At 72.8% G+C, this 12511-nt stretch carries 17 protein-coding genes; 14 read left to right on the top strand and 3 right to left on the bottom strand.

All coding sequences use genetic code 11. From position 1 onward, the window contains the following. Window positions 1–9: 9 nt before the first annotated feature. Both LH62_RS17810 and LH62_RS17805 read right to left on the bottom strand, forming a co-directional pair. Complete coding sequence (locus LH62_RS17810) at window positions 10–936, bottom strand: histone deacetylase family protein (RefSeq protein WP_043363419.1); 927 nt, start codon at window positions 934–936, stop codon at window positions 10–12. Then, entirely contained in the window at window positions 933–1166 is a 234-nt protein-coding gene (locus LH62_RS17805) for a sulfurtransferase TusA family protein (RefSeq protein ID WP_043363418.1), read from the bottom strand. Before LH62_RS17805 ends, LH62_RS17810 begins: the two co-directional genes overlap by 4 nt. Window positions 1167–1207: 41 nt before the next feature. On the opposite strand from LH62_RS17805, the gene LH62_RS17800 reads away from it, so the two are divergent. From LH62_RS17800 to LH62_RS17740, 14 genes are all read left to right on the top strand, one after another. Next, window positions 1208–2104, top strand: coding sequence for an ROK family protein (locus tag LH62_RS17800; RefSeq protein WP_043366073.1), 897 nt, complete (start codon window positions 1208–1210; stop codon window positions 2102–2104). Continuing rightward, window positions 2094–2477, top strand: a complete 384-nt coding sequence (locus LH62_RS17795; protein WP_052214642.1) for a hypothetical protein — start codon at window positions 2094–2096, stop codon at window positions 2475–2477. The genes LH62_RS17800 and LH62_RS17795 overlap by 11 nt, the downstream gene beginning before the upstream one ends. After that, on the top strand, window positions 2477–3739 hold the full coding sequence (locus LH62_RS17790; RefSeq protein ID WP_043363417.1) for a DNA polymerase IV: 1263 nt from the start codon (window positions 2477–2479) through the stop codon (window positions 3737–3739). Before LH62_RS17795 ends, LH62_RS17790 begins: the two co-directional genes overlap by 1 nt. Window positions 3740–3771: 32 nt before the next feature. Continuing rightward, a complete protein-coding gene (locus LH62_RS17785; protein WP_043363416.1) occupies window positions 3772–4551 on the top strand; it encodes an SDR family oxidoreductase in 780 nt (259 codons plus the stop codon). Beyond that, entirely contained in the window at window positions 4548–4943 is a 396-nt protein-coding gene (folB, locus tag LH62_RS17780) for a dihydroneopterin aldolase (RefSeq protein ID WP_043363415.1), read from the top strand. Before LH62_RS17785 ends, folB begins: the two co-directional genes overlap by 4 nt. A 303-nt stretch (window positions 4944–5246) precedes the next feature. Further along, window positions 5247–7145: an excinuclease ABC subunit UvrC gene (gene uvrC, locus LH62_RS17775; protein WP_052214641.1), complete on the top strand. Its 1899-nt coding sequence runs from the start codon at window positions 5247–5249 to the stop codon at window positions 7143–7145. A 48-nt stretch (window positions 7146–7193) separates the two neighbouring features. Then, window positions 7194–7814 (top strand): CDP-diacylglycerol--glycerol-3-phosphate 3-phosphatidyltransferase, encoded by a 621-nt coding sequence (gene pgsA, locus LH62_RS17770; RefSeq protein ID WP_052214640.1) that lies wholly within the window; start codon window positions 7194–7196, stop codon window positions 7812–7814. A gap of 100 nt (window positions 7815–7914) precedes the next feature. Continuing rightward, complete coding sequence (locus LH62_RS17765; RefSeq protein ID WP_043363414.1) at window positions 7915–8580, top strand: hypothetical protein; 666 nt, start codon at window positions 7915–7917, stop codon at window positions 8578–8580. 9 nt (window positions 8581–8589) lie between these two features. Further along, window positions 8590–8841 carry a molybdopterin converting factor subunit 1 gene (moaD, locus tag LH62_RS17760; RefSeq protein WP_043363413.1) on the top strand — a complete coding sequence of 84 codons (252 nt, stop codon included), beginning with the start codon at window positions 8590–8592 and terminating at the stop codon, window positions 8839–8841. Then, on the top strand, window positions 8838–9293 hold the full coding sequence (locus LH62_RS17755) for a molybdenum cofactor biosynthesis protein MoaE (RefSeq protein ID WP_043363412.1): 456 nt from the start codon (window positions 8838–8840) through the stop codon (window positions 9291–9293). Before moaD ends, LH62_RS17755 begins: the two co-directional genes overlap by 4 nt. Further along, window positions 9290–9655 carry a VOC family protein gene (locus LH62_RS17750; RefSeq protein ID WP_043363411.1) on the top strand — a complete coding sequence of 122 codons (366 nt, stop codon included), beginning with the start codon at window positions 9290–9292 and terminating at the stop codon, window positions 9653–9655. The genes LH62_RS17755 and LH62_RS17750 overlap by 4 nt, the downstream gene beginning before the upstream one ends. 84 nt (window positions 9656–9739) lie before the next feature. Next, the gene (locus LH62_RS30385) at window positions 9740–9934 is read left to right on the top strand and encodes a hypothetical protein (RefSeq protein ID WP_144404521.1); all 195 of its coding nucleotides are present in this window, start codon (window positions 9740–9742) and stop codon (window positions 9932–9934) included. A 130-nt stretch (window positions 9935–10064) separates the two neighbouring features. After that, window positions 10065–10232 carry a hypothetical protein gene (locus LH62_RS31185; RefSeq protein ID WP_160299846.1) on the top strand — a complete coding sequence of 56 codons (168 nt, stop codon included), beginning with the start codon at window positions 10065–10067 and terminating at the stop codon, window positions 10230–10232. Continuing rightward, a complete protein-coding gene (locus tag LH62_RS17740) occupies window positions 10229–10975 on the top strand; it encodes a sulfite exporter TauE/SafE family protein (RefSeq protein ID WP_043363409.1) in 747 nt (248 codons plus the stop codon). The genes LH62_RS31185 and LH62_RS17740 overlap by 4 nt, the downstream gene beginning before the upstream one ends. On the opposite strand, the gene LH62_RS17735 is transcribed toward LH62_RS17740, so the two are convergent. Beyond that, window positions 10968–12497, bottom strand: coding sequence for an AMP-binding protein (locus LH62_RS17735; RefSeq protein ID WP_201445530.1), 1530 nt, complete (start codon window positions 12495–12497; stop codon window positions 10968–10970). The two genes, LH62_RS17740 and LH62_RS17735, sit on opposite strands and share 8 nt — an antisense overlap. Window positions 12498–12511: the final 14 nt, after the last annotated feature.

The raw sequence follows: 12511 nt of genomic DNA, 5'->3' as shown, positions 1-12511 counted from the left end.
TGGAGGCCCTCAGGCCTGCATCAGCACCCTGACATGCGCTGCCGCACTGGCGGCCAGCGCATCGAGATCGTAGCCGCCCTCCAGCAGGCTGACGAGGCGCCCGCCGCAGCGCCGCCCGGCGACGCCGCAGAGCGCCTCCGTCACCCAGGCGAAATCCGCCTCGCGCAGGCGGAGTTGCGCCAGCGGGTCGCGCGCATGGGCATCAAATCCCGCCGAGATCACCAGCAGGTCGGGCCCGAAGCCCTCGATCGCCGGCAGCAACGCCTGCCAGGCCTCGCGGAACTCGGCGCCGTCGGCACCGGCGCGAAGCGGTGCGTTGAAGATGTTGCCCACCCCCCGCTCGCGCCGGTCGCCGGTGCCGGGATAGAGCGGCCATTGGTGCGAGGAGGCGAAGAGGATCGATGGATCCGCCTCGACGCAGGCCTGGCTGCCATTGCCGTGGTGGACGTCGAAATCGAGGATGGCGACGCGCGCCGCCCCATGCTCCGCCTGGGCATGGCGCGCGGCGATGACGGCATTGGCGAAGAAGCAGAAGCCCATCGGCCGCGCCGGCTCGGCGTGGTGGCCGGGCGGCCGCGTGGCGCAGAAAGCGCGGCGTACCTCGCCCCGCATCACCGCATCCACCGCGGCGACGGCGGCGCCGGCCGCCCGCAGCGCGGCCTCGGCGCTGCCGGCGCTCATCACCGTATCGGCATCCATCGCCACGTTCTCGCCCTCGGCCGGGCGGATCGCAAGGATGGCGTCGATGTAGTTGCGCGGGTGGGCGCGCTCGAGCTGCGCGACCGTCGCCTCCGGCGCCTCGGCACGGATGAGGTCGCTGAACTCCTCGGCCTCCAGCCCAGCAAGCACGGCACGCAGCCGGTCCGGGCATTCCGGGTGGTAGTCGCCGGGGTCGTGGCGGAGGCAGGCGCGGTGGGTGAGCAGCAGGACGCTCATGCTGCCTCCCGCTTGCGCAGCACGAAGCGCCAGACGCCATCCGCCTCGGCGGCCTCGACCAACTCATGCCCGGTCTCGGCGCAGAAGGCAGGGAAGTCCTTCGCCGCCGCCGGATCGGTGGCGAGCACCACCAGGCGCGCACCGGGCGGGAGGGACCGCAGCGCCTTGTTGGCCTTCAGTACCGGGAGGGGGCATGAGAGCCCCTGCACATCGAGCAGCGTTTCCGACATGATCGGGAGGACAGCACCCGGCCCCCATCATGACAAGCGCCATGCCCTTCCGCCTTGGCATCGACCTCGGCGGCACCAAGACGGAGATCGTGGCGCTCGACGCCGCGGGCGCCGTCCGTCTCCGCCGCCGCGCGCCGACGCCGCCCGATTATGCCGGCGTCATCAGCCTGATCGGTGCGCTGGCGGAGGCGGCGGAGGCGGAGCTGGGCGGCCAGGGCTCGGTGGGCATCGGCATCCCCGGCAGCCTCTCGCCGGCGACGGGGCTGGTGCGCGGGGCGAATTCCACCTGGCTGAATGGTGGGCGGCTCGACGAGGACATCGCCGCCCGGCTGGGCCGCCCCGTCCGCCTCTCGAACGACGCCAATTGCCTCGCCATGAGCGAGGCGGCGGACGGCGCGGGGGCCGGCTACCGCCGCGTCTTCGCCGTCATCCTCGGCACGGGCGTCGGGGCGGGAATCGCAACGGCCGGGCGGATTGAGGAGGGGCGCAACCGCATCGCCGGGGAATGGGGCCACAACCCGCTGCCCTGGATGACGCCGGAGGAGTATCCCGGCCCCGCCTGCTGGTGCGGGCGACACGGCTGCATCGAGACCTTCCTCCGCGGCCCGGCGCTCGCCGCCGATGCCGATGGGCCAGGCGCGCGCGATGCCGGCAGGCTGCCTGGCCGGGCTGCCGCGGGCGATGCGGCGGCGACCGGGGCGCTCGCCCGCCACGCCGACCGGCTGGCCCGGGCGCTCGCGCATGTCATCAACCTGCTCGACCCGGACTGCATCGTCCTCGCTGGCGGCCTCTCCAACATGGCGCATCTCTATGACGCGGTGCCGCGGCGCTGGCGGGACTTCGTCTTTTCCGACGTGGTGGCGACGCCGCTGCTCAAGGCGAGGCATGGCGACAGTTCCGGCGTGCTCGGCGCGGCGAGGCTCTGGGATGCGGGCTGAGCTGCGTGCCGGCACGGCCTATGCCGTGGCGATGTTCGGCCTCGGCGCCCTGCTCGGCCCGCTGCGCGAGCTGGTCCTGGCGCCCCGCTTCGGCGCCACCGCCGCCGCGGCGCTGGAGGCGGTGCCGATGCTGCTCGGCATGGCGGTCCTGGCACCCGGCCTCGCCCGCCACCTGGAGGTGCCGCCCGCGCTGCCGGCGCGGCTCGGCATGGGCGGTGCCGGCCTCGTGTTGCTGGTCCTGGCCGAGACCGCGCTCGACTGGCTGGTCCGGGGCCAGAGCCTCTGGCTGGAGCGCGTGCGGAGCCCGGCGGGTTGGATCGGCCTCGGCCTGCTCGCTGGCTTCGCGCTGATGCCGGCCTTGCGGCGCGCCTGATGCCCGCCCTTTGCCGCGACTGCTTCCAGGAGGTGCCCGAGGCACGCGCCACCTGCCCTGGCTGCGGCTCGCGCCGGCTGGTGCGGCACCCGGAGCTGTTCAGCCTCACCGTCGCGCATGTCGATTGCGACGCCTTCTACGCCAGCATCGAGAAGCGGGACCGGCCGGAGCTGCTGGCCCTGCCGGTGATCGTCGGCGGCGGCCGGCGGGGCGTGGTGGCGGCCTGCTGCTACATCGCTCGCACCCGCGGCGTGCGCAGCGCCATGCCGATGTTCAAGGCGCTGGCGCTCTGCCCCGATGCCGTCGTCATCAGGCCGGACATGACGAAATACGCCACCGCCGCGCGGCAGATCCGCGGGCTGATGGAGGCGCTGACGCCGCTCGTTCAGCCGCTTTCGATCGACGAGGCGGTGCTCGACCTGCGAGGGACGGCAGCGCTGCATCGCGCTCCGCCCGCTGCGGTGCTCGCCCGCTTCGCGCGAGAGGTGGAGCGGGAGGTGGGCGTCACCGTCTCCATCGGACTCGCCGCCAACCGGCTGATGGGCAAGCTGGCGGCGGAGCGGGACAAGCCGCGCGGCTTCGCCGTCATCGGCGCGGGCGAGGCGGCGGCATGGCTGGCGCCGCAGCCGGTGACGCTGCTGCCGGGCGTCGGCCCGGCGCTGGCGCGGAGGCTGGAGGCAGCGGGCTTCACCCGGCTCGGGCAGCTGGCCACGCTCAGCCCGCTCGAGGCGGCGCGACGCTTCGGCGAAGACGGGCCGGGCCTCGCCGCCCGCGCCCGGGGCGAGGACGGCCGCCCGGTCAACCCCGAGCGCGAAACCAAGAGCATCAGCGCCGAGACCACCTTCGACCGCGACCTCTCCGTCGTCGCCGAGCTGGAAGCGCCGCTCTGGCGCATGTGCGAGAAGCTGGCACGGCGGCTGCGCGAGAAGGAGCTGGCGGCGGCCGGCGTCGTCCTCAAGCTGAAGACGGCCGGCTTCGCGCTGCGCACCCGCAATGCCCGGCTGCCCTCCCCGACCCGGCTGCCGGAGACGCTCTTCGCCGCCGCCCGGCCGCTGCTGCTGCGCGAGGCGGATGGCACGCCCTTCCGCCTCATCGGCATCGGGGCTCAACCCCTGGCGCCGGGCGCCGGCGCCGATCGGGGCGACCTCGCCGACACGGAGGCACCGAAGCGGGCGGCGCGCTGGCAGGCGGTGGAGGCGCTGCGCGCACGCTTCGGCGAGGTGGCGGTGATGCAGGGGCGCGGGCTGAAGCCGCGGGCGTGACGGCGGGCCGGCATCGCGCTACAGCGCGGCGCATGGTCCCCATCTCCCCCGCCATTCCCCGCGCGGCCCTCGTCACCGGGGGCGCGAAGCGCCTCGGCCGGGCAATCGCGCTCGGCCTCGCCGAGGCCGGCTTCGACATCGCCATCCACTATGCCGGCAGCGCCGAGGCGGCGGCGGAGACGGCGGAGGCGATCCGCGCCCTTGGCCGTCGGGCCGTGACGCTCCGGGCCGAGCTGGGGGTTGAGGCGGAGACGGCGGCGCTGCTGCCCGATGCGACGGCGGCGCTCGGCCCGATCGGCGTGCTGGTCAACAATGCCAGTACCTTCGAGCGCGACGAATGGGAGGATGCGACCCGGGAAAGCTGGGACCGGCACCTGGAGCCCAATCTCCGTGCTCCCTTCCTGCTCGCCCAGGGTCTCGCCCGTGCCCTGCCGGCCGGGGCGGAGGGGCTGGTGCTCAACATGCTCGACCAGCGGGTCTGGTCGCTGACGCCGCACTTCACCAGCTACACCGTCTCCAAGGCCGCGCTCTGGACGCTGACCCAGACCTTGGCGCTGGCGCTCGCCCCGCGCATCCGGGTCAACGGCATCGGGCCCGGCCCCGCCCTGCCGAGCCCGCGGCAGAGCGAGGAGCAGTTCCGCCGCCAGTGCCAGTCGGTCCCGCTCCGCCATGGGACGAGTCCGGAGGAGGTTGCGCGGGCGGCGCTTGCGATCCTCGCCCTGCCCTCGATGACCGGACAGATGATCGCCCTCGATGGCGGGCAGCACCTGCAATGGGCGCCGAGCTCCGAGGCAGGGGCCCTCGAGGAATGAACGCCCCCGATGCGGCGCGGCGGCTGCGCCTGGTCTTCGTGCGCGGCCTGGCTCTGCAGGCGCGGCTCGGCATCTACCCGCACGAGAAGGCGCGTCCGCAGCGCGTCATCGTCGGGGTGGAGCTGGCGGTCGAGGACGAGTCGGCACCGGCCTCGGTCGGGCCCGACGACCTGCGGCGGGTGGTGAACTACGAGAGCGTGGTCAAGGCCGCCCGCGCCGCGGCCGAGGATGGACACACGTTGCTGGTCGAGACGCTGGCCGAGCGGATCGCCGCGGCGGCGCTGGCCGATCCGCGCGTCGCCTCGGCACGCGTCACGGTCGAGAAGCCGGATGCCTTCCCGGATGCCGAAAGCGTTGGGGTCACCATCGAGCGGCTCCGCGACCGGCCGTAACAAACCTGCAGCACCCCAACGGTTCCCCGCGAAAATCATCCACCGCCGAATTTGACACGGGGGATGGCGCAGGGGCCTGTCAAGCCCAACATAGGCCTTGACCGGCCGGGCCCGGGGCCCAAAACCCAAACCCGTTGAAAATCAACACGTTATGGATGTGCACAAAATTCGCGCAAACCCATATGACTGGCGGATGACAGCCATTTACGGCCGGATTCCGGGATCGCATCCACAGAGTTTTCCACAGGATCGGTGGAGAAATCCCCGCCGCCCCATGGCAGCCGGCAACCTCCGCCTTCGTCCATGACCGAAGCCGGCACCACGCCCGATCCGGCCCCGGAGGAGGCCGAAGCCGCCCCGGCGATGCAGGGCGTGCGGGTGATCGAGGCGGCGCTCGCCACCCTGCCCCTCTCGCCCGGCGTCTACCGGATGCTCGATGCCAAGGGGGATGCCCTCTATGTGGGCAAGGCGCGGGCGCTGAAGAAGCGCGTCGTCGCCTATACCCAGGTCGGCCGGCTGCCCGAGCGGCTGCGGCGGATGGTGCACGAGACGCGCAGCCTGGAGGTGATCACCACTGCCTCCGAGGCGGAGGCGCTGCTGCTCGAGGCCAACCTCATCAAGAAGTTGCGGCCCCGGTACAACATCGTCCTGAGGGACGACAAGTCCTACCCATGGCTGGTGCTGACCGAGGACCATCCCTACCCGCAGATCACCAAGCATCGCGGCGAGCGGCGGAAGGGCGCGAGCTATTGGGGGCCCTTCGCCTCGGCCTGGGCGGTGAACCAGACGTTGACGGCCCTTCAGCGCGTCTTCCTGTTGCGCTCCTGCCGGGACACCGTCTTCGACAGCCGCGACCGGCCCTGCCTCCTCTTCCAGATCCGCCGCTGCTCGGCGCCCTGCGTCGACCGCATCTCGAAGGAAGACTACGCGGAGCTGGTGCGGGATGCGAAGCAGTTCCTGTCCGGCGAGACGCCCTCCATCCAGAGGACCCTGGCGCGGGAGATGGAGGAGGCGGCCGAGCGGCTGGAATTCGAGCGGGCGGCCGCCATCCGCGACCGCATCCGTGGCCTCACCCATGTGCAGGGCCGCGACCGGATCAACATGGAAGGCATCGGCGATGCCGATGTGGTGGCGCTGCACCAACTCGCCGGCCAGACCTGCGTGCAGGTCTTCTTCTTCCGCGGCGGGCGGAACAACGGCAACCGGCCTTATTTCCTTTCCAAGGGCGAGCAGGGGCCGGAGGAGGTGATCGGCGCCTTCCTCGGCCAGCTCTACGACGACCTGCCGCCGCCGCCCCTCGTCCTGCTCAGCCACGAGCCGGCGGAGCGCGCCCTGATCGCCGAGGCGCTGTCCATCAAGGCCGGGCGGAAGGTGGAGCTGCACCGGCCGCAGCGCGGCGACAAGCGCTCGGCGGTCGAGCATGCCGAAACCAATGCCCGCGAGGCGCTGGAGCGCCGCATGGCGGAGGGCACCGCGCAGCAGACGCTGCTGCAGGGCGTCGCCACCCTCTTCGACCTGCCCGCCATGCCGGAGCGGATCGAGGTCTACGACAACAGCCACATCCAGGGCGCGCATGCCTATGGGGTGATGGTCGCGGCGGGTCCCTCGGGCTTCCTCAAGCAGGCCTACCGGAAATTCTCGATCCGCGGCCCGGTGAAGCCGGGCGACGATTTCGGCATGATGCGCGAGGTCTTCGAGCGCCGCTTCGGCCGGGCGCTGAAGGAGGACCCGGAGCGGGAGAGCGGCACCTGGCCCGACCTGGTGCTGATCGATGGCGGGCTCGGCCAGCTCAACGCGGCGCGGGAGATCATGGCCGAACTCGGCGCGCACGACATCCCGCTGGTCGCCGTCGCCAAGGGGCCGGACAGGGATGCCGGGCGGGAGTGGTTCCACCGGGCCGGGCACGACCCGTTCCAGCTGCCGCCGCGCGACCCGGTGCTCTACTACCTGCAGCGGCTGCGGGACGAGGCGCACCGCTTCGCCATCACCACCCACCGGGCGGGGCGGTCGAAGGCGCTGACCACATCGGAGCTGGACGAGATTCCGGGCGTCGGCAGCGCGTTGAAGCGCAAGCTGCTCAACCATTTCGGCTCGGCCCGCGGGGTGCGGAACGCGGCGCTGGAGGATCTGGAGAACGCGCCCGGGATCGGGCCGGCGGTGGCGCGGAAAATTCACGAGCACTTCCATCCGGGCGCGGGGTGAAGAGCGTGACTGGACGGGCGCGCGCGGCTCCGCCATGACTGCGCCGACATGCCGACCGACCTGCCCAACCTGCTGACGCTGTCGCGCATCGCGGCGATCCCGCTGCTGGTGCTGCTGGTGGCCTTGCGCACGCCCTGGGGCGATGTCGGCGCCTGCCTGGTCTTCTCCGTCGCCGCCATCACCGACTACTTCGACGGCAAGATCGCCCGGCAGCGGCAGAGCACCTCGGGCTTCGGCCGCATGCTGGACCCGATCGCCGACAAGCTGCTGGTCGGCGCGGCGCTGATGCTGCTGGCCGGGCTCGACCGGCTGCCGGGCCTCGCGCTCTACCCGGCCATCCTGATCATGCTGCGGGAGATCCTGGTTTCGGGCCTCCGCGAGTATCTGGCCGAGTTGCGGATCGGGCTGCCCGTCACCCGGCTCGCCAAGTGGAAGACCGGCTTCCAGATGGGCGCGCTCGGCACGCTGATCGCCGGCGAGACCGGGGCCGCCGTGCTGCACCTCTCCTTCCTGCCCGTCGCGCTGATCGGCGAGGCGATGCTCTGGACGGCGGCGGCGCTGACGCTGGTCACCGGCTGGGACTACCTGCTCGCCGGGCTTCGCAATGCCGGGACGACCGCGCCGCCCAAGCCGTCCGATCGCCATGCGGAACCCGCCATACGGCCCTGACGCTCTTTCGCTTGAGGCACGGCCGGCGGCAGCGCATGGTGCAGCCGATTCCCGGCCGGGTGGACCACAGGAGTTGACGATGATTCGGATTGGCGGATCGATGGCGGCATTCGGCCTGGCCGCGCTGCTTTCGGGATGCGGCTGGACGGAGCGGGCCAGCTACAAGGCGGTGAACGGCGTGACCAATGCCGGCGCCGCCATCGGCATGCCCTGGGGCCGCATGGAGGAGCCCCCGCCGGAGCAGAGCGAAACCATTGCGCGCATCACCGGCACTGCCCCGCAGATGGTCGCGCTCCAGCCGGAAGCCGGCAATGTCTGGCCGGCGCAGGAAGGCCCGCGTGCGACGCTGGCCAATCCGGACGCGGCAATGCGCAACATCCCCAACTACCGTCCCGGCGAACTCGACCGCATGTCGGCCCCGGCTGGCCGCTCCACCTGGCAGCCGACCGACCCGCCGCCGGTGCGCGACATGCCGCCGGGCCTTGGTGGCAGCTCCTCCCCGCCGCCGCCGCCGGTCCGCCAGATCGAGCCGCCGCGCGCCAATGTTTATCAGCCGCCGCCCGGCGCCAACTCGCCGCCGCCGCGCCGGCTTGATGGGCGGGTGATCCAGACCCCGGCCGGCCCCGTCACCAGCACCGGTGGCACCGACCGGGTGCAAGGCTACGTCACCCCCGGCGGCGGCGTGGGCACGCTGCACAACGACGGCAACACCACCACCCTGATCGGCCCCAACGGTCAGGTGCAGACCATGCCGACGCCGCGCTGAGGCCGGCTGGTGCGGATCCTCTACTTTGCATGGGTGAAGCAGCGCATCGGCGTGGGGGAGGAGGAGCTCTCCCCGCCGCCCGAGGTGCGCGACGTGGCCGGGCTGATCGACTGGCTCGCCGGGCGCAGCCCCGGCCATGCCGAAGCCTTCGCCAACCGGAAGACCATCCGCGCCGCGGTCAACCAGGACTTCGCCGGGCCGGACCATCCGGTGGCGGCGGGGGATGAGGTCGCCTTCTTCCCGCCGGTGACCGGCGGATGACGCCGCGCATCGCCATCCAGGAGGCGCCCTTCGACCTCGCCGCCGAAACCGCGCGTTTGACCGCGGGGCGGCAGGATGTCGGCGGGCTGGCGAGCTTCGTTGGGCTGTGCCGGGCGGATGACGGGCTGGCGGCGATGGTGCTGGAGCATTACCCGGGCATGACGGAGCGCGCCATCGCGCGCATCGCCGCGGAGGCTGCCGATCGCTGGCCGCTGCTCGGGCTGACGGTGATCCACCGGGTCGGGCGGGTGGAGCCGGGGGCGCCGATCGTGCTGGTGCTGACCGCCTCCGCCCATCGCACCGCGGCGCTCGAGAGCTGCGCCTTTCTCATCGACTGGCTGAAGACGGGCGCGCCCTTCTGGAAGCGCGAGGAGTTCGAGGGCGGCGCGGAGCGCTGGGTCGAGGCCAAGGCAGCGGACGATGCCGCCGCCGCCCGCTGGAAGCCGGCTTGACCCTCGGCCCCCTCGCCCGCGTCGAACTGGCCTGCCACGACCTGATGCGGCAGCGGGACTTCTACGGTCGGGTGCTTGGCCTGCCGGTGATCGGGTCGGGCTCCTGCTTCGGGTTGGGGCCGGTGGCGCTGGTTCTGCGGCCACGGGGCGACGTGCTCTTCCCGGCCGCCGCCGCGCCGGGCGAGCCGGTCGTAGTGCTCGCCTTCCCGGTCGAGGATGCGGAGCTGGATCGCTGGCACCGGCGGATGCTCACCCTCCGCATCGCGGTGCTGGATCCGCCGGGGCCGTCCGGGGCGCCGCCGCGGGTGATGCGGGTCGCAGACCCGGAGGGAAATCTGATCGAGCTTTTCGTCGCGGCGTGAGGCTGCTGGCCGGCCTGGGACAAGCCGCCGGCCCATGGGCTGGCGCTGCAGGCCCGCCACTGGCGGCTGAGCCTCCGGGGACCGTTGCCGGCGCAGGGTCTGCTGCTGTCCCGGCTGCTGGCGCGGGTGCAGCAGGCTGTGCTCGGGCGGGCGTGGCATCTGGTGCTTTTTCCCCGGTTGGCGGCGGGGAGCGCGGCGCCCTGGTTCGGCGCGCCCCTGGCGGTGGTGCTGGCGCTGTGGGGAGAGGCTTGGCGCTGCCGGTTGCGGGCAAGTGGATGATGCATGGGCGCCCTGCCCTCTCGCTTCATGGCGCGGTCTTCCCGCTCGCGCCGCTGGTGGCGGACGGCGCTGGCGAATGGATGGCGGCACCTGCAGCGCAATCGCGCCGGGGACGTGCGGGGGCCGGACGATGCTGGGGCTCGTCGCCTGCGTCCTCATTGGCACCGCGGCGAATGCGCCGGTGACAGGGGCGCTCTCCAGGCCGCATGACCGCTACGGGGCGCGCATGGCCTGGCTGCTGGCGCTTCGGCCGATGCCGAAGCATGAGCGCGGGCCTGCGGGCAGGCTCGGGGCATGACCATGCTGCTCGATGCCCTGCCAGTGATTGGCGCCTTCCTTCTCGCCGGATTCGTCAAGGGCGTCGCCGGCTTCGGCCTGCCGACGGTGACGCTCGGCCTGCTCGCCCTCACCCGGCCGCTGCCCGATGCCATGGCGCTGATGCTGGTGCCGGCGCTCGCCACCAATCTTTGGCAAGCCTTCGCCGGGCCACATCTCGGGGCGGCGCTGCGGCGGCTCTGGCCCTTCCTGCTGACGGCAGGGATCGGGGCACTGGCGGGGACGGGCATCCTCGCCCGCTCCGATGCAACGGTGCTCTCCGGCCTGCTCGGACTGCTGCTGATGGCCTCGGCGGCGCTGTCGCTTTCCGGCTGGCCGGTGCCGCCGCCGGGGCCGCGGCGGGAGCGCTGGGTCTCGCCGGCGATGGGCCTCGCCTCGGGCGTGGTGACGGGGATGACGGGCAGCTTCCTGATGCCGGCAGCGCCCTATCTCGTCGCGCTGCGGCTGCCGCCGGGCGAGTTCATCCAGGGCTTCGGCCTCGGCGTGGTGGTGGCGACGGGGGCCCTGGCGATTGGCCTCGCGGGCGGCGGGCTGCTGCCGGAGGAGCTGGGCCTCGCCTCGCTGGCCGGGGTGGTGCCGGCCTTCCTCGGCATGGCGGCCGGGCAAAGGCTGCGGCGGGGGATGGCGGAAGCGCGGTTCCGCCGCGTGGTGCAGGCGGCGCTCGGGGTGCTCGGGTTCTATCTCGCGGTGAAGGCGTTCATCTGAGGCGCTTCCGCAGTTCGGCTTTGGCGATCTTCTCGAGCGTCGCGCGTGGCATGTCCTCGATCACCAACACCTCGCGCGGCACCTTGAAGTCGGCGAGCGCGCCGCGGCAGGCGGCGATCACCGCCTCGGGCAGCGCGGCCCCATCGGTGCCATCGGCGAGGGTGACGAAGGCGACGGGCACCTCGTCCAGCATCGGGTGCGGCCGGCCGACCACAGCCGCCTCGTGCACGCCAGGGACGCCAAGCACCACCCGCTCGATCTCCGAGGCGGCGACGTTCTCGGCGCCGACCTTCAACATGTCCTTGGCGCGGTCGGCGAATTGGATGGAGCCGTCCTCGAGCAGGGTCACGAGGTCGCCGGTAGCGAACCAGCCCTCGGCGTCGAAGGCCGCGGCGGTCGCCGCCGGGTCGTGCAGGTATTCGAGGAACATCGAGACGCCGCGCACGCCGCGGCAGAACAGCGCCCCTGTCTCGCCGGGGCCAACTGGGCTGCCATCCTCGCGCAGGATCCGGATGTCGTATTCCGGCGCGGCGCGGCCGATGGCGCCGGGGCGGTTCGGCACATGCAGGCTGCCGACGATGCCGTGGCTGATCGTCTCCGTCATGCCCCACCAGCCGATCGCCGGCACGCCGAGCCGGGCGGCGGCCGGCGGGTCCGAGGTGGCGAAGCCGAACATCCGCAGGTGGTGCGCGGCCGGGATCTCCGCCTCCAGCACGGCGCGGAGCGAGAACCAGATGAAGGAGACCCAGGTCGTGCGGTGCCGCAGCGCCACCGGCCAGAAGCGGCTCGTGGACCATCTGGGCTGCAGCACCACCGTTCCGCCGGCCCAGAGCGTCGCCAGGGTCGAGTAGCCGAGCGCATTGGCGTGGAAGAGCGGCAGGTAGACCTGGTGGACATCCTCCGGCACCAGCCCCTCATGCGCGGCATTCACCCGCGCCGCCCAAAGCGCATTGGCATGGGTCCAGACCACCCCCTTGGGGCGGGAGGTGGTGCCGGAGGTGTAGAGCACGGAGAGCGGCCGCTCCGGCTCCGGCGCCCGGCGGGGGCGGCCGGCCCCTTCGGCGAAGAGTGCGGCCCAGTCCGCCGTGCCGGTCACGGCGATCCAGCGCAGGCCGGGCGCCGCGGCCTCGACCAGCCCGGCCATGCTCGGCTGGGTGATGGCGGCAACGCTGCGGGAATGGGCGGCGAAATAGGCCAGCTCATCCCCTGCCGCGCGGGTATTCGTCAGCACGGCGATGGCGCCCAGCTCGGCGAGCGCGAAATAGGCGAGCAGCAGCGCCGGCGCATTCTCGTGGTGGACGAGAACCGGGTCGCCCGGACCGATGCCCCGCCGCGCCAGCCCGGCGGCAAGCTGCCCGGCCTCGGCGTGGAAGCGGGCATAGGACCAAGTCTCGTCCGGCCCCTCGGCCGGGGCCCAGATCAGGAAGGGATGCGCGCCCCGCTGTCGGGCCTTGGCGGCCAGCAGCCAGGGCAGGTCCATCCCCGCGAAGGGCCCCGGCATGCCGTGCTGGAATCCCGCCATCTCCATCCCCTCCC

The organism is Belnapia sp. F-4-1, from assembly GCF_000802185.1.
GTDB lineage: Bacteria > Pseudomonadota > Alphaproteobacteria > Acetobacterales > Acetobacteraceae > Belnapia.
The sequence above is the reverse complement of the archived record's forward strand: the minus strand, read 5'-3'. Positions and strand labels throughout refer to the sequence as shown.